Source organism: Phytohabitans aurantiacus, from assembly GCF_027923225.1.
GTDB lineage: Bacteria > Actinomycetota > Actinomycetes > Mycobacteriales > Micromonosporaceae > Phytohabitans > Phytohabitans aurantiacus.
On record NZ_BSDI01000013.1, the window covers coordinates 285,434 to 301,020 of the forward strand.

15 protein-coding genes are annotated in these 15,587 nt (G+C 70.0%); 10 read left to right on the forward strand and 5 right to left on the reverse strand.

All coding sequences use genetic code 11. From position 1 onward, the window contains the following. Positions 1–3: 3 nt before the first annotated feature. A complete protein-coding gene (locus QMG73_RS16815) occupies positions 4–1,440 on the reverse strand; it encodes a TldD/PmbA family protein (protein ID WP_281896529.1) in 1,437 nt (478 codons plus the stop codon). A 9-nt stretch (positions 1,441–1,449) separates the two neighbouring features. Beyond that, positions 1,450–2,004 (reverse strand): Uma2 family endonuclease, encoded by a 555-nt coding sequence (locus tag QMG73_RS16820; RefSeq protein WP_281896532.1) that lies wholly within the window; start codon positions 2,002–2,004, stop codon positions 1,450–1,452. Positions 2,005–2,172: 168 nt separating this feature from the next. Between QMG73_RS16820 and QMG73_RS16825 the strand changes: the two genes are divergently transcribed. From QMG73_RS16825 to QMG73_RS16845, 5 genes are read left to right on the forward strand one after another with little or no spacing between them, the layout of a single operon-like run. Beyond that, positions 2,173–3,192, forward strand: coding sequence for an ABC transporter ATP-binding protein (locus tag QMG73_RS16825; RefSeq protein ID WP_281896533.1), 1,020 nt, complete (start codon positions 2,173–2,175; stop codon positions 3,190–3,192). Then, positions 3,189–4,127, forward strand: a complete 939-nt coding sequence (locus tag QMG73_RS16830; RefSeq protein WP_281896535.1) for an ABC transporter ATP-binding protein — start codon at positions 3,189–3,191, stop codon at positions 4,125–4,127. The genes QMG73_RS16825 and QMG73_RS16830 overlap by 4 nt, the downstream gene beginning before the upstream one ends. Then, complete coding sequence (locus QMG73_RS16835; protein WP_281896539.1) at positions 4,124–5,119, forward strand: ABC transporter permease; 996 nt, start codon at positions 4,124–4,126, stop codon at positions 5,117–5,119. Before QMG73_RS16830 ends, QMG73_RS16835 begins: the two co-directional genes overlap by 4 nt. 9 nt (positions 5,120–5,128) lie before the next feature. After that, complete coding sequence (locus QMG73_RS16840) at positions 5,129–6,115, forward strand: ABC transporter permease (RefSeq protein ID WP_281896542.1); 987 nt, start codon at positions 5,129–5,131, stop codon at positions 6,113–6,115. 15 nt (positions 6,116–6,130) lie between these two features. After that, on the forward strand, positions 6,131–7,858 hold the full coding sequence (locus QMG73_RS16845) for an ABC transporter substrate-binding protein (RefSeq protein WP_281896543.1): 1,728 nt from the start codon (positions 6,131–6,133) through the stop codon (positions 7,856–7,858). Between the two features lie 185 nt (positions 7,859–8,043). On the opposite strand, the gene QMG73_RS16850 is transcribed toward QMG73_RS16845, so the two are convergent. Beyond that, entirely contained in the window at positions 8,044–10,152 is a 2,109-nt protein-coding gene (locus QMG73_RS16850) for a S9 family peptidase (protein WP_281896545.1), read from the reverse strand. 75 nt (positions 10,153–10,227) lie between these two features. On the opposite strand from QMG73_RS16850, the gene mshB reads away from it, so the two are divergent. The 3 genes from mshB to QMG73_RS16865 all read left to right on the forward strand — a co-directional run bounded on the left by mshB (position 10,228) and on the right by QMG73_RS16865 (position 12,322). Then, entirely contained in the window at positions 10,228–11,112 is an 885-nt protein-coding gene (gene mshB, locus QMG73_RS16855) for an N-acetyl-1-D-myo-inositol-2-amino-2-deoxy-alpha-D-glucopyranoside deacetylase (RefSeq protein WP_407676810.1), read from the forward strand. Beyond that, complete coding sequence (locus QMG73_RS16860; RefSeq protein ID WP_281896546.1) at positions 11,109–11,708, forward strand: hypothetical protein; 600 nt, start codon at positions 11,109–11,111, stop codon at positions 11,706–11,708. The genes mshB and QMG73_RS16860 overlap by 4 nt, the downstream gene beginning before the upstream one ends. A gap of 149 nt (positions 11,709–11,857) precedes the next feature. Next, entirely contained in the window at positions 11,858–12,322 is a 465-nt protein-coding gene (locus QMG73_RS16865) for a hypothetical protein (protein ID WP_281896547.1), read from the forward strand. Between the two features lie 140 nt (positions 12,323–12,462). Here the strand turns inward: QMG73_RS16865 and QMG73_RS16870 are convergent, their stop codons facing one another. Together QMG73_RS16870 and QMG73_RS16875 are read right to left on the reverse strand one after the other, a co-directional pair. Further along, the gene (locus tag QMG73_RS16870; RefSeq protein WP_281896549.1) at positions 12,463–12,600 is read right to left on the reverse strand and encodes a hypothetical protein; all 138 of its coding nucleotides are present in this window, start codon (positions 12,598–12,600) and stop codon (positions 12,463–12,465) included. Between the two features lie 466 nt (positions 12,601–13,066). After that, positions 13,067–14,011 (reverse strand): GNAT family N-acetyltransferase, encoded by a 945-nt coding sequence (locus tag QMG73_RS16875; protein ID WP_281896552.1) that lies wholly within the window; start codon positions 14,009–14,011, stop codon positions 13,067–13,069. Between the two features lie 91 nt (positions 14,012–14,102). On the opposite strand from QMG73_RS16875, the gene fdxA reads away from it, so the two are divergent. Beyond that, positions 14,103–14,429, forward strand: coding sequence for a ferredoxin (fdxA, locus tag QMG73_RS16880; RefSeq protein ID WP_265249398.1), 327 nt, complete (start codon positions 14,103–14,105; stop codon positions 14,427–14,429). Then, positions 14,426–15,517: a succinyldiaminopimelate transaminase gene (gene dapC, locus QMG73_RS16885; protein ID WP_281896631.1), complete on the forward strand. Its 1,092-nt coding sequence runs from the start codon at positions 14,426–14,428 to the stop codon at positions 15,515–15,517. Before fdxA ends, dapC begins: the two co-directional genes overlap by 4 nt. Positions 15,518–15,587: the final 70 nt, after the last annotated feature.

A 15,587-nucleotide genomic window follows, 5' to 3' on the forward strand; every position in this document is an offset into this window, starting at 1 on the left:
TACTCACCCGCGGACCCCCACGCGTACGTTCTGGAATCGGGCCGGCGCCGCCGGGTGCCCAGTGTGGCCGATCTGGCCGGGCTGGCCCTTGCCGCAGTTGGGCGTGCCCCACGGGACCACCTCGGACGACAGCATGTCCATGGAACGCCAGAACACAGGGCCGATGCCGGTGTACGTCGGGTTGCGCAGCATCCGCCCGCGCCGCCCGTTCTTGATCTCCCAGCCGATCTCGCACCCGAACTGGAAGTTCAGCCGCCTGTCGTCGATCGACCAGGAGCGGTTGGTGTCCATGTAGACGCCGTCGTCGGTCGCCGCGATCATCTCGTCGAGCGTGTGCGGCCCCGGTTCAAGCCCGACGTTCGTCATCCGCACCATCGGCAGCCGAGCCCACCCGTCAGCGCGCACGCTGCCCGCGTAGTCGAGGCCGGCGACCGCCGCCGAGTCGCGCCCGGCGAGTACGCCGACCCAGCGACCCTCCTTGACCGCGTGCCGCCGTGCGGCGGGCGTGCCCTCGTCGTCGAACCCGAAGCTGCCCAACGCCCCCGGGAGCGTCGGGTCGATCGTGATGTTCATCAGCTCGGATCCATAGTGGAGGCTGCCCAACTGGTTGAGGTCGAGCCACGACGTGCCGGCGAACGCGGCTTCCCAGCCGAGAATGCGGTCGAGTTCGATGGCGTGCCCGACGGACTCGTGGATCTGCAGGGCCATCTGCTCGTCACCGAGGATTAGCGTGGTCTCGCCGGCCGGGCAGGGCGGTGCGGTCAGCAGCGCCCGCGACTCGTCGGCGATCCGGGCGGCGTGCGCGCCGAGGTCCAGCGACTCGACCATCTCCCACCCGCGCGTGCCGTACTGCCCGCGGTCGGCCGGGTAGCTGCGCCGCTGCACCTCACCGTCGCCGACCGCGATCGACGCGATGCCTCCACCGCACTCGCGGATCCGCTGGTCGATGCGGTGCCCCTCGCTGGAGACGAACCACTTCTCGGTGTCCCAGATGTGGTACAGGCCCTCAGCCTGGTCGGCACCGTGCTCGCGCATCGTCTTCGTGGCGTGTACCAGCAGGTCGCCCTTGTCGGAGAGCGGCACCGACAGCGGGTCGATCACGCACTCCGACGACCAGGAGGCGGTTCGGGCCTGCACCGGCACGAGGTCCGCGGCCGGGCCCGGCACCCGTGCGCTGGCCGCCGCGATCTTCGCCGCCCGGCCACCTGCGGCGCGCGCCGCACCGTCTGACAGATCGGGTACCGCGTAGAAGCCCCAACTGCTGCCCACGAGCGCCCGTACGCCGATGCCGGCGTCTTCGCTCTGCGTCAGCTCCTCGACATCCCCGTTTCGCGCGAACATCGACTCGTACCGCCGGTGCATGACGCGCGCGTCGGCGTACCGCGCACCCGCGTCCAGCGCCGCCTGCACAGCAGCAGCCGCCACGTCGAAGTGACTCATGCACCGACCCTACGGCAGAAGATCCTCCGGCCGGATCGTCACCGCCACCGGCTCACCAAGCCGCAAAACCTCACCCGGCTCCGCCACCGCGTGCGGGGCATAGGTCCTGCCGTCGAGCCGGAAGAGCCGCAGTGTCGCCGTCTTGTGCTCCACAAGCAGGTACCACGGGATGCCGGCCTCCGCGTAGTAGTGCATCTTGAGCACCTTGTCGTGCGCCTCGTTGCTCGGCGAAGTGATCTCGCAGACCAGCCGCGTCGCCTCAGCGGGTGCTACCACCGCGTCGAAGTCGATCGGCGAGGTGATCACGAGGTCAGGAATCAGTATCCGGCCAGGCCTTAGCCGGAGATTGATCGGCCCGAGGACATAGAGCGCCTCGGCCTCGGCTGGCCCGTCGAGCAGGCCAGCCAGGCCATTGGCGAAGAACTGGTGCCGGACGCAGGGTGAAGGGCTTACGTAGAGCGATCCGTCGAGGAGTTCGATGCGGTCGTCGGTCTCGCCGAGCGCTAAGCAGTCATCCTCGGTCCAGGGTCCGTGGTTGGTGGGGATCATGGCTGTCGCGGACACCTTTCGAGGCTTGCGAGATCGGCGCCTTGGCGCAAGCCGCCCACGAGCTTCCTGCGGCGTGTCGCGGTATAAAGGACGCCATCGAAACCGAGTCGTAACGGCGTAGAATATTTTCAGTCTTCGCAGCTCGTTGTAAGTTCTCTACGAACAGAGCGCGAAGGAGGCCCGGTGCGACCAGTCGGCGACGGCCCGTATCTGCAGGTCCGCGACCTGCGGGTGCGGTTCGACACCGAAGACGGCGTGGTGCGCGCGGTCGACGGCGTCTCGTTTGCGGTGGAGCGCGGCAAGACGCTCGGCATCGTGGGTGAGTCGGGGTCCGGCAAGAGCGTCACCAGTCTGGCGGTGCTCGGGTTGCACGATCCGAAACGCGCCCAGATCAGCGGCGAGATCCTCGTCGGCGGCCGCGACATCGTGGGGCTCGCCGAGGAAGAGGTCCGCCATCTGCGCGGCCGCGACATGGCGATGATCTTCCAGGATCCGCTCTCCGCGCTGCACCCGTACTACACGGTGGGTCGCCAGATCGCCGAGGCGTACCGGGTGCACCACTCGGGCGCGAGCCGGCGCGAGGCGCGACAGCGCACGGTCGAGATGTTGGGCCGGGTCGGCATCCCGCAGCCGGAGCGGCGGGCTGACCAGTACCCGCACGAGTTCTCCGGTGGCATGCGGCAGCGGGCCATGATCGCGATGGCGCTGATCAACAACCCAGACCTGCTGATCGCCGACGAGCCGACCACCGCCCTCGATGTCACCGTGCAGGCCCAGATTCTCGACCTGCTGGGAGATCTCCAGGACGAGTTCGACTCCGCGATCATCCTGATCACCCACGACCTCGGCGTGGTGAGCCAGGTCGCCGACGAGGTGCTGGTCATGTACGGCGGTCGGGTGGCCGAGCACGGCAGCGCCCAGCAGGTGCTGCGGCGGCCGCAGCACCCGTACACCTGGGGTCTTCTCGGAAGCGTGCCGTCGCTGCACGGCGACGCCGACGCCGACCTGATGCCCATCCGGGGCAATCCGCCGAGCCTGATCAACCTGCCGTCGGGCTGCGCGTTCCATCCGCGCTGCCCGCACGCGACGAACCGTTCCCGGGTCGACGTGCCCGAGTTGCTGCCGGCGGGCGAGGCGGGTCACCTGGTGGCCTGCCACCTGCCGGAGCCCGACCGCCAGCGGCTTTTCCAGGAGGCACGATGAGCCTGCTCGCCGTCGAGGGGTTGACCAAGCACTTCCCGGCCCGCGGCGGCGTGGTGCGGGCGGTCGACGGGCTCGACTTCACGGTGCGCGCGGGGGAGACCCTCGGGCTGGTCGGGGAGTCGGGCTGCGGCAAGACCACGACTGGGCGGATGCTGGTGCGGCTGCTGGAGCCGACGGGCGGGCGGATCGTCTTCGAGGACCGGGACATCACGCACCTCGGCGGCCGCGCGATGCGCCCGCTGCGGCAGGAGCTTCAGATCATCTTCCAGGACCCGTACGCGTCGCTGAATCCGCGGCACACCGTGGGCCGGATCGTCGCGATGCCGCTGACCGTCAACGGCATCCGGCCGCCCGGCGGGGTGAAGAAGCGGGTCCAGGAGCTGCTCGAACTGGTCGGTCTCAACCCCGAGCACTACAACCGGTACCCGCACGAGTTCTCCGGCGGGCAGCGGCAGCGGGTGGGTATCGCCCGCGCGCTCGCGCTGCGCCCCAAGCTGATCGTGGCCGACGAGCCGGTCTCGGCGCTGGACGTCTCGATCCAGGCCCAGGTCATCAACCTGTTGCGGCAGTTGCAGCGGGACCTGGGGCTGGCCTTCGTGTTCATCGCGCACGACCTGGCCGTGGTGCGGCACTTCTGCCAGCGGGTGGCGGTGATGTACCTGGGCCGGATCGTCGAGATCGGCGAGCGCGACGAGATCTACGAGCGGCCCCGGCATCCGTACACGCGGGCGCTGCTGTCGGCGATTCCCAATGTGGCGAAGTTGGGGGAGTCCGAGGGGCGGATCAGGCTCTCCGGTGACGTGCCCACGCCGATGAACCCGCCCTCGGGCTGCCGGTTCCGGACCCGCTGCTGGAAGGCGCAGGACGTCTGCGCGACCGAGGAACCACCCCTGACCGGGGGCGTGGCGTGTCACTTCCCGGAGGGGGCGTCATGAGTCTCTCGCCGGAGGTTCTCGAACCCGTACCAGTCGCTGATGCCGCGCCGGTCGAGAAAGGCGTCGTCGGACGCTCGCCGGGACAGCTCGCCTGGACCCGGCTCCGCCGCGACCGCACCGCGATGATCAGCGGCTGCACACTGCTCCTCCTCATGCTCGTCGCGCTGGCCGCCCCGCTGATCGAGGTGCTGTACGGCGTCGGGCCGCACGACGAGTTCAAGGAGCTGCTGACCCGGCGCGGCGCCATCCCACTCGGGTACGCCGGCGGCGTCAGCGCCGACCACTGGTTCGGCATCGAGCCGGGCACGGGACGCGACATCTTCATCCGCATGGTCTACGGCTTGCGCACCTCGATCTTCATCGCGCTGGCGTCCGCCCTGGTCACCGCGGGGATCGGGGTGACCGCAGGCATCCTCGCCGGCTACCTTGGCGGCTGGGTCGACACGGTGATCAGCTGGATCACCGACTTCGCGCTCGCGCTGCCGTTCCTGATCTTCGCGCTGGCCATCATGCGCCCGGTCGAGATGCGCTTCTACGGCCCACGCGACGAGGTGCCGGTGTGGTTCCGGGTGACGGTACTGATCGCCATCTTCGCCGCGTTCGGCTGGACGAGTACCGCCCGCCTGGTACGCGGACAGGTGATCTCGCTGCGCGAACGGGAGTTCATCGAGGCGGCTCGGGCCAGCGGCGCCGGGCTGGGACACATCCTCTTCCGGCAACTCCTGCCGAACCTGTGGGCGCCGATCCTGGTGTCGTTCTCGCTGGCGGTGCCGGCGTACGTCACGGGCGAGGCGGCACTGTCCTTCCTGGGTATCGGCATCGTCGACCCGACTCCGGATTTCGGCGCCATGATCTTCCGGAGCATCGCCTACCTGCAGACCGACCCGGCGTACGTCTTCTTCCCCGGCATCACGATCTTCGCGCTCGTGCTGGCCTTCAACCTCTTCGGTGACGCGCTGCGTGACGCGCTCGATCCGAAGTCGTCCCGCTAGAGGTTCGCCATGGCCCGATTCTTGATCAAGCGGTTGCTCTCGGTATCGCTGACGCTGTTCGCGGTCAGCGTGGTGAGCTTCCTGATGTTCTTCGCGCTGCCGAAGGACCCGGTCACCGGCATGTGCCCGAAGAACTGCAACGCCGAGCGGCTGGAGCGGGTGCGCCAGGAGCTCGGGCTGAACGACCCGAAGGTCGAGCAGTACGCGGCGTACATGAAGGGGATCTTCGTCGGGCGTGACCTCGGCAGCGCGCAGGGCGGCAAGTGCGAGGCACCGTGCCTCGGGTACTCGTACGTCAACAGCGAGGCGGTCACCGACACGCTCGGCAGGGTCCTGCCGGTCACGCTCAGCATCGTGATCCCGGCGGCCATCCTGTGGTTGCTGCTGGGCGTCGGTCTCGGCATGCTCTCCGCGTTGCGGCGGGGCACCCTGGTCGACCGGCTCGCCATCGGCTTCTCGCTGACCGGCGCCTCGATGCAGCTGTACTTCGTCGGCGCGCTCCTGCTGCTGATCTTCACGTACCAGCTCAAGATCGTGCCGGTACCGCACTACACGTCCATCCTGGACAATCCGTTCGACTGGGCGAGCGGCCTGGTGCTGGCCTGGATTGCGCTGGCGTTCCTGTTCTCGGCGATCTACGCGCGGCTGGCCAGAGCGCAGATGCTGGAGACGCTCTCGGAGGACTTCGTGCGCACCGCGCGCGCCAAGGGTCTCGCGAAACGCACGGTGTACGGCCGGCATGCGTTGCGCGCCGCGATCACGCCGCTGGTCACGATCGCCGGGCTCGACGTCGGCGCCGCCCTCGGCGGCACGGTGATCACCGAGACCACCTTCGGCATCCAGGGGCTAGGCCGCACCGCTGTCTACGCCGTACGCGGCGGCGACCTTCCCATGATCATGGCCACCGTCCTGATCGCGGCGGTCTTCGTCGTGATCGCGAACCTCGTCGTCGACCTGCTCTACGCGGCCATCGACCCGCGTGTCCGATTGTCCTGACCTAGGAGAGTAATTATGAGAATGAAAGTGGCCGCCGCCGCGGCCCTGGTACTCGTGGTCAGCGCCGCCTGCAGCAAGACCACCGAGGACGGCGAGGAGGTCGACCAGACCCGCACCGCCACCGGCGTGATCGCCACCGACCCGAAGGACTCGCTGGGCCCCGCGGCCGAGGTGCCCGGTGCCACGAAGGGCGGCACCTTCACGGTCATCCGCGAGAACAAGATCTCGCACCTCGACCCGCAGCGCGTCTACTCGTTCGCCGGCCTGATGAACGCGCCCCTGTACGCCCGGTCGCTCACCGCCTTCAAGGACGACGGCAAGGGCAAGCTGACGCTCGTCGGCGACCTCGCCGAGACCCCCGGCACGAACGTCAACAAGGACTGCAAGGTCTGGGAGTTCAAGGTCAAGGACGGGGTGAAGTTCGAGGACGGCAGCCCGATCACCTCCAAGGAGATCGCGTACGGCATCGCCCGCTCCTTCGATCCGGACCTGACCGGCGGTCCCACGTACGTGCAGGAGTGGCTGGCCGACACCGCCGACTACGACACCAAGTGGAACTTCAAGGCCAACAAGGCGTCGCTGCCACCGGGACTGACCACGCCGGACGCCAAGACGATCAAGTTCGAGTTCGCCAAGCCGCGGTGTGACCTGCCGTTCGCGCTGTCGCTGCCGTCGAGCGCGCCGCTGCCGCCCGCGAAGGACACCGGCGTCAACCTCGACAACCAGCCGTTCTCGTCCGGCCCATACAAGATCACCAAGCACACGCCGGGCGTCGAGCTGGTGATGGAGCGCAACGAGCACTGGGACGCGAAGACCGACCCGGTCCGCCACCAGTACCCGGACAAGTTCGTGTGGAGCTTCGGCCCGGACCCGGACGCGGGCGCCAACCGGGTGATCGCCGACACCGGCGGCGACGCCGCCGCGCTCGCCTTCAATGGCGTGCCGTCCGCGCTGGTGTCCAAGGTGGAGGGCGACGCGGCGCTGAAGGGTCGCACGATCACCTCGCCGACCCCGTCGGCGTGGCGGCTCACCATCAACACCCAGCGGGTCACCGACCTGAGCATCCGGCAGGCGCTGAACTACGCGATCGACCGGCAGGGCCTCATCACCGTGTACGGCGGCACGACCGTCGCGTCGCCGCTGACCACGCTCATGCCGCCCGCCACGATCGGCTACAAGGAGTACGACGCCTACCCCGCCGGGGCGACCGGCAACCCGGAGAAGGCCAAAGAGGTGCTCGCCGGCAAGGCGCCCGAGCTGGTGCTGGGTATCGGCGACGACTCCACCGAGCTGGGCACGCAGCTCAAGACGAACCTGGAGAAGGCCGGCTTCAAGATCACGGTGAGGACGATCCCGGCGGACGCCAAGCTCGACGAGACCAAGAAGAAGGACAACCCGTGGGACATCTGGCTGGACCAGTGGGCCGCCGACTGGCCCAGTGGCGCGGCGATCCTGCCGGTGCTCTTCGACGGCCGCTCGATCAAGGCTGAGGGCAACAGCAACACGTCCTACTTCAACAACGACGCGATCAACACCGAGTTCGACCGCGTGCTCGCCATGGACCCGTCCGCCCAGGCGTCGGAGTGGTCCAAGATCGACGAGAAGATCATGAAGGAGCAGGCGCCCGCGGTGCCGCTGTTCGTAGAGGTGGCGTACTACGTGCACGGATCCAAGGCCGGCGGCGTCTTCATCTCCAGCGTCTTCGGGTACCCGGCGTTCGTGAACGCGTACGTCAAGCAGTAATCACCCGCTGGATTTGAGCTACCGCGACGTCCGCCCCGCGCAAGACCGCTGCTCCCGCGGCCTCGCCCTTCGCGTCCCCACGACCAACCCCGGACGGGGTTGATCGTGGATCGCGGACGGTGAGGCCGCGGGAGCAACGGGCCTGGACCGCGGCGGACGTCGCGGCAGCCCATCTCCAAAGCTCTCTAGATGTTGCGCCGGAGGAAGTCGAGCTCCAAGGCGAGCAGCTTCTCGGCCACGCCGCCGGCCGCCATGTGGGTCGCCCCGGTCAGCGGGATCACCGAGTGCGGGCGGCCAGCCGTCAGCAGAGCCGCCGACAGGCGCAGGGTGTGCGCGGCCACCACGTTGTCGTCGGCGAGCCCGTGGATCAGCAGCAGCGGCCGGGTCACGTCGGACGGTTCGGCCGCCAGTTCGACCAGCGAGTGGTGCGCGTACACGTCGGAGTTCTCCTCGGGCAGTCCCAGGTAGCGCTCGGTGTACGCGGTGTCGTACAGGTGCCAGTCGGTCACCGGCGCACCGGCGATGCCGCACTTGAAGAGGTCGGGCCTGCGCAGTACGGCCAGGCCGGCAAGCCAACCGCCGAACGACCAGCCCCGGACGGCAACCCGGTCGAGGTCGAGGTCGGTGTGCTTGCCCGCGAGCGCGGCCAGCGCATCGACCTGGTCGGTGAGCGCCACGTCGGCCACCCGCCGGTGGATCACCTTCTCGAACGAGGGCGCCACACCCGGGGTGCCCCGGTTGTCGACGGTCACCACCGCGAAACCGGCATCGGCCCACCACTGCCGCTCCAGCCAGCGCGAGCGCGCGGTCACCACCTCCTGGTGACCCGGCCCGCCGTACACGTCCAGCAGCACCGGCAGCCGCCGGCCGCTCACGTGACTGCGCGGGTAGACCACTGCGGTGGGAAGCCTGCGGTCGGTGACCCGCTCCAGGGCGGGCCTCGGCGCGTACGGCGGCTTGGCGGCCAGCGACGCCAGCCCGGCCACCTGCTTCTCTCCCCGCCAAACCGTCCACTGTGTACCGGCGTGGTCGAGCGAGGCGGTGCCGATCACCACGACGTCGCCGCCAACGGCGCCGAAGTGCCAGCCCGGCGCCGTGGTCAGCGGGCGGATCTCGGCGCCGCCCCCGCCGATCGCGGTGCGCACGCGGTACAGGTGCTGCTCGCTCGGCTCGCCCTCGCTCGCCTCGACCAGCAGGTCAGGTGATCCGGAGCCGCCGGACATCCGGCCCACCACCCGGCGCACGTACAGCGACGGCGGCGTCAGCAGCGTGCCGTCCGCGAACAGGCAGCGCGCGTCGTACCCGTCATGCGCCAGCTCGCCGCCCACCAGTACCCGGCCGTCGGGCAGGTGGCTGGGCGTACCGGCGACAGGCTCCACCCAGCGCGGGTCGGCCAGCTCGGCGTGCACCTGGGTCTCGCCGGTGCGCGGGTCGACCGAGAGCACGAGGCCGTGCTGCTGGAGGCGGCGCAGCACCGTGATCAGCGGGCCACCCTCGGCCCAGTGCACCGACACCAGGTACGGGTAGGTCTCGCGGTCCCAATGCACGTCGACCCAGCCGCCGTCGAGGTCGAGCAGGTGCAGCGTGACCTCGGCGTTCGCGGCGCCGGCATGCGGGTACGCCACGGACGTCGGGTCCTGCTCGGGGCGGGCCGGGTCGTGCAGGTGCCAGCGCGGCACCCGGGATTCGTCGACCCGTGCGGCCAGGACCGAGCGGCCGTCGGGCGCCCACCAGTACCCGCGGAACCGGTCGAGCTCCTCGGCGGCGATGAACTCCGCGAGCCCCCACGTGACGCCGCCCTGCTCGCCGGCCAGCATGGCGTCGGTGCCGTCCGGGTGCACGACGTGCAGGGCGCCACCGGTGACGTACGCGATGCGCGTGCCCGTGGGATCCGGCCGGGGATCGACGACCGGGCCGGCGGTGGCGACCTCGGTCACCTCGCCCCGCGCCAGGTCAGCCCGGAAGAGCCGTCCGGCCAGCGGAAACGTGCAGACTCGCGCGGCGTTGTCGGTCGCGTACGAGCCGATGCCGGCGGCGGAGAGCCGCAGCCTCTCGCGCAGCGCGCGCTCCTCGGCCGGCAGGTCCTCCTCGACGCCGGCGAGCAGCGCCGCCGGGTCGGCGACGAGCCGCTCGGACGCTGTGCCCACATCGAGCACCCAGAGGGCGTCGGCCGTCGCTTCTGGGCCGTCTGACCTGAGAAAAACCACCCGCGAGCCGTCACTCGCGACGCTCACCGCCCGCGGTGCGCCGCGAGTGAACCGGCGGGTACGCGCTGCCAGCTCTGGATACTCCACACTTTGGATCGTAGATCCGGGACGCCCCAGCGCCCGACCGCCACGGGCGTGTCTGCCCGGAACGTGGTGATCTCTATGCGCGCGCGTAGAGTGACGCGGGTGGCACGACGACTGATGCTGGTGCACGCTCACCCCGACGACGAGACTGTCGGCACCGGCGCGACCATGGCCCTCTACGCCGCCGCCGGCGTCGAGGTCACGCTCGTGACCTGCACGCTCGGTGAAGAGGGCGAGATCCACGTTCCCGAGCTGGAGCTGCTGGGGCCGGCCGAGGCCGACCAGCTCGGCGGCTACCGCCTGGCCGAGCTCGACGCCGCGTGCGCCGCGCTGGGCATCACCGACCGCCGCTTCCTCGGCGGCGCCGGGCGCTACCGCGATTCGGGCATGATGGGCCTCGAAACCAACAAACACCCACGCAGCTTCTGGCAGGCCGACGTCGAGGAAGGCGCCGGCCACCTGCTCGAAATCATGCGCGAGGTACGCCCGCAGGTGCTGGTCACGTACGACGAAAACGGGTTCTACGGGCACCCCGACCACATCCAGGCGCACCGGGTAGCGATGCGCGCGGCCGAGCTGGCCACCGCCGAGGGCTTCGGCCCCGCCAAGATCTACTGGACGGCGATGCCGAAGAGCGTGCTCGAAGCCGGCATCAGCGCGTTCGCGCAGTCGAGCAACAACCCGTTCGAGGGCATCGAGCGCATCGAAGACTTCCCGTTCGGCACACCAGACGAGAAGATCGCCGCCCGGATCGACGGCACCGACCAGCACGAGGCGAAGGTGGCGGCCATGCGGGCGCACGCCACCCAGATCCCGGACACCTCCTGGCTGTACTCCATCGCCGGCAACTTCGGCAGCGAGTTCATGGGCGTCGAGTACTACACCCTGGCCGCAGGCCAGAAGGGCCCCGGCGACGGCCCGTACGGCTGGGAGAGCGACCTTTTCGCCGGCCTGCCGGTATGAGTTTGTCCAGTACGCCCGTCGCCGATTCGGTTCCGTCGCGGTTCGCGCCGATGGCCGACACGGCGCTGCGGGTGGCGGGCGGGGCTCTGCGGGTGGCGGGCGGGGTGATCGCGGTACTCGCCGCGGTGCTGACGGCCGTGCTCGAGTTGCTGCTCGCCGCGGTACGTGTCGGCGGTGAACTGGTCGGCATCTCCATCGTGGTGGCGGTGGCTGGCAACCTGGCACTGGGCTGGTTCGCCTACACCACCGTCGGACGGAAGTGGGCGATCGCGCTGCCCGCGACGGCGTGGCTCGCCGTGATGCTGGTCGCGTCCGGCCGTACCGCCGAGGGCGACCTCCTGCTCGTGGGCCCTTCGGGCGGCAAGGTCATCGATGGCAACAGCTGGGTCGGGATCACAATGATCTTCGGCGGCGCCATAGCGTACGCAATGGCCGCCTTCCGCCTAATGCTCATGCCACCCCCCACCCCGCCCCCTTCACCCCCCGCGGCGCCCGCGCCCCCCGCAGCGTCCGCGCCCCCTGCGGCGGCGCCCGCGTCCGCGCCGCCCGCGCCGTCCCCTCCTCCCGCCGATCAAGGGCAAAAGCACGCGCTTTGATCTCTTTTCCGCGTGCATTCGCCCTTGATCGATGCGAAAGCCCTTGATCGGCGCGTTGCCGCGCGGCGTAGTCGGCGGTTTACTCGTGATGCCTGGCGGATTCTCTGGCCGCGCGGTAAATGGAGAGGTAACGCTTCGGGGAGGTTGAGATGAAGGATCGTTGGCTGCCGGTCGGCGTGCTCGCGGGCGTGCTGTTCGCGGTCAACGTGGCGGCCCGCCTGGTCGCCCGCTTCGCGTTCGACAGCGACACCGAGGCCCAGGATCGGGCCTCGCTGGTCATGTTCGTCGTGATCGGGCTGATCCTCGCCACGATGGCGTTCATCTGGGGCCGGCGATACCCAGCCAGCCGGTGGATCGCCGACATCGGCGCCGCCGTCATCGTCGCGATGCTGCTGACGATCTTCGTCGGGCCCTTCATCAGCGGGGATACGCCGTTCGAGGGCGGGGCCGGTGACTTCTTCTCGCAGGTCTGGCTGTACTGCGGCTTCTCCATCGGCGGCGCGCTCGTCGGCTTCATGATCCTCACGACGCTGGGGTGGGACTACCGCTCGCAGTCGCTGAAGCGTTTCGCGGAGACCAAGATGGCCAAGCCTCGCCGCACCGTCCGCCGCTGACCGTCCGCCGATCTCGGCCGGTCGCCCGGCTCATCGCTGCCGCGCGCAGCGGTATGGGTGAAATGCGCCGGGGTGCTTCCGGGGCGCCCGGCCGTCGGGACCGGGCGAGTTGGCTATGCGGCGATTGTCCGATAACGCCGCTACGGCCGTATCGAGGCGCCGCTGAGTGGGGGCGTGTTCGGGTCAGCGCCGTAGGGGTCGCCCGGCGTGCGGCGCCGCTGCGTGTTCCGCTGCCGTGTCTGCGCGGCCTTCGCCGCGTCGATCAAGGCCATCTGCATGGATCAAGGGCGAATGCACGCGGAAAGAGATCGAAGCATGTGCGTTTGCCCTTGATCGGCGTGTGGGGCGTGGCGACACGCCGTGCCTGGCTGGCCTGGGGGCGGACGCGCGCGGAAGAGAGATCCAATCACGTGCGTTCGCCCTTGATCGGCGTGTGGGGCGTGGCGACACGCCGTGCCTGGCTGGCCTGGGAGCGGACGCACGCGGGGAAGAGATCCAACCGCGTGCATTCGGCCTTGATCGGCGGAAGGGGCGCGGGCGCGGCGGGAGGGGCGGCGCGCCGAGAGCGGGGCGCGGGGTGCGCGGGCGGCGCGCGAGGCGCGGACGGCGCGCCCCAGAGCGGCGAGCAGGCGCGGGGTGCCCGGGTGGCCCGGGGTGCCCGGGTGGCGCGAGGTGCGCGGGCGGTGCGGGCGGGGTGTGTGGGCGGCGCGGGGTGTGCGGGGTGTGGGTGGTGTGGGGATGTGATTACGGGGGTGGGGGTGTGCGGGTTAGGTAGGCGTGGTGGGTGGTGAAGCCCAGTCGGGTGTAGAGGGCGACCGCCGCTGTGTTGCGCTCCTCGACCTGGAGGAAGGCTCGCGGCACGCCCAACTCGGCGGCCCAGCTCGACAGGGCGCCGATGACCTGCTGGGCCAGGCCGCGGCGGCGGGCCTCGGGGACGACCTCGATCAGCGAGAGCCCCAGCCATCGCCGGTCGGCGGTGACGGCGCCGCGTCCTATCGCGATCAGGTCGCCCGGCTGGCCGTACACGTGTGCGAAGCGGACCTCGGGCACCGCGGTCAGGATGTGAACGGCGGCGTCCGGGAGGCCGCTCTTTCTGGCGCCCGCGACCCGCAGCCATCCCTCGGTGGGCGTGGTGGCGAGGTCGACCTCGATTGTGCTGGCGATCGCCGGGAGGGGCGCGGTCTGGACGAGCGTGAGCGGGCGGGCGCCCCAGCCGCGCGCGTCGAGCGCCGCACCGACCGGCGCGGCCAGCGGCAGGGGTGTGTTGATCAGAGGGGGTTGCCCGCGCTCGGCGTACCAGCGCTCGATCGCGTCGATGGCCGCCTCCAGTGGGCGGTCGGGGTCGCCGATCGGGAGCGCGGAGTTGGCCCGGCCGGTCCAGCCGTCGGCCGCGCGCAGCAGCCACTCGCCGAGCCGGTCCTGGACGGGCGCGGGCCAGGTCTCGTTGGATGCCAGTTCAAGGGCCACGACGTCCGCCGCGTTCGGCCGCCGCGACGGTGGCACCCGCTTGGCGCGGTGGATCTCATCAAGTGGTACGCGGAGCGGGCCGTTCTTGGTGGCCAGAGTGAGATCGGTCTCCGACACCTCGATCAGCTCGCCCAGCGCGTCGGAGTAGAGCGGACGATTGTTACGAGTACCGACAATTCGCCGCACCACGACTCGGTGTCCCACATCCTGCCGCCGGAGCACTTTCCACCCCCTCTCCGGCGAGATACTAGGCTCCTAGAAGCTGCGGAGAAGTACGGCAGTGCCTGCAGTGCGCTTGCGGAGAGGAAGACCCGTGACCTACATCATCGCCGAGCCGTGCGTTGATCTGCTCGACAAGGCATGCATTGAGGAGTGCCCGGTCGACTGCATCTACGAGGGCAACCGGATGCTCTACATCCACCCCGATGAGTGTGTCGACTGCGGGGCCTGTGAGCCGGTCTGCCCGGTCGAGGCGATCTTCTACGAAGACGACGTGCCCGAGCAGTGGAAGGACTACACCGGGGCGAATTACGAGTTCTTCGAAGACCTCGGCTCTCCCGGCGGCGCCTCCAAGATCGGCAAGGTGGAGAAGGACGCGACGTTCGTCGCGGCTCAGCCACCGCGCGAGGAAGCCCACTGAGCAGAACCTCCGGGCTCCCGGACTTTCCCTGGGACCTGCTTGCGCCGGCCAAGCAGGTCGCCGCGACGCATCCGGACGGGCTCGTCGACCTGTCGATCGGCACACCGGTCGACCCCGTGCCGCGGGTGGTCCGCGAGGCGCTCGCCGCTGGTTCCGACGCGCCTGGATACCCGCTGACGGCGGGCACGCCCGATCTGCGGGCCGCCTTGACCGACTGGGCGGTGCGCAACTGCGGCGCGTCCGCCGGCGCGCTGGGCGTACTGCCGACGATCGGCTCGAAGGAAATGGTGGCCTGGCTGCCGACACTGCTCGGCCTCGGCCCGGGTGACGTGGTCGTCATCCCGGAGGTCTGCTACCCGACGTACGAGGTGGGCGTACGGCTGGCCGGCGCTACCCCCGTGCGCAGTGACTCGCTCACGGCGGTCGGCCCGGCACGGGTACGGCTGGTGTGGGTCAACTCGCCGTCCAATCCCACCGGCCGGGTACTGCCCGCCCCGCACCTGCGCAAGGTCGTCGACTGGGCACGCGAGCGCGGTGCGGTGGTGGCCAGCGACGAGTGCTATCTGACGCTCGGCTGGGACGATTCGCCGGTGTCGGTGCTGTCGCCTGAGGTGACGGCTGGCCGGTACGAGGGTGTGCTCGCCGTGCACTCCCTCTCCAAGCGGTCCAACCTGGCGGGATACCGTGCCGGCTTCGTTGCCGGTGACCCGGCGCTGGTGGCTGAGCTGCTGGCCGTGCGCAAGCACGCCGGCATGATCATGCCGGCACCCGTGCAGGCCGCGATGGTAGCCGCGCTCGCCGACGAGGCGCACGTCGCGGAGCAGCGCGCCCGGTACGCCTCCCGCCGCGAGACGCTGCGCGCGATGCTGATCAAGGCCGGCTTCGAGATCGAGCACTCGACCGCCGGTCTCTACCTGTGGGCCACCCGCGGCGAAGACTGCTGGACCACTGTGGACTGGTTCGCGGCCCGCGGCATCCTTGTCGCACCCGGCGCCTTCTACGGCCCAGCCGGTGAGCGACACGTTCGAGTGGCACTTACCGCCAGCGATGAGCGGGTCGCCGCCGCCGCTGACCGGCTCACCTCCTGATCGGTGGTTCCGAGCCCCACAGATCGAGCCGCCCGAACAATTCCTTGATCGACCGATTTGGAGTACGGTC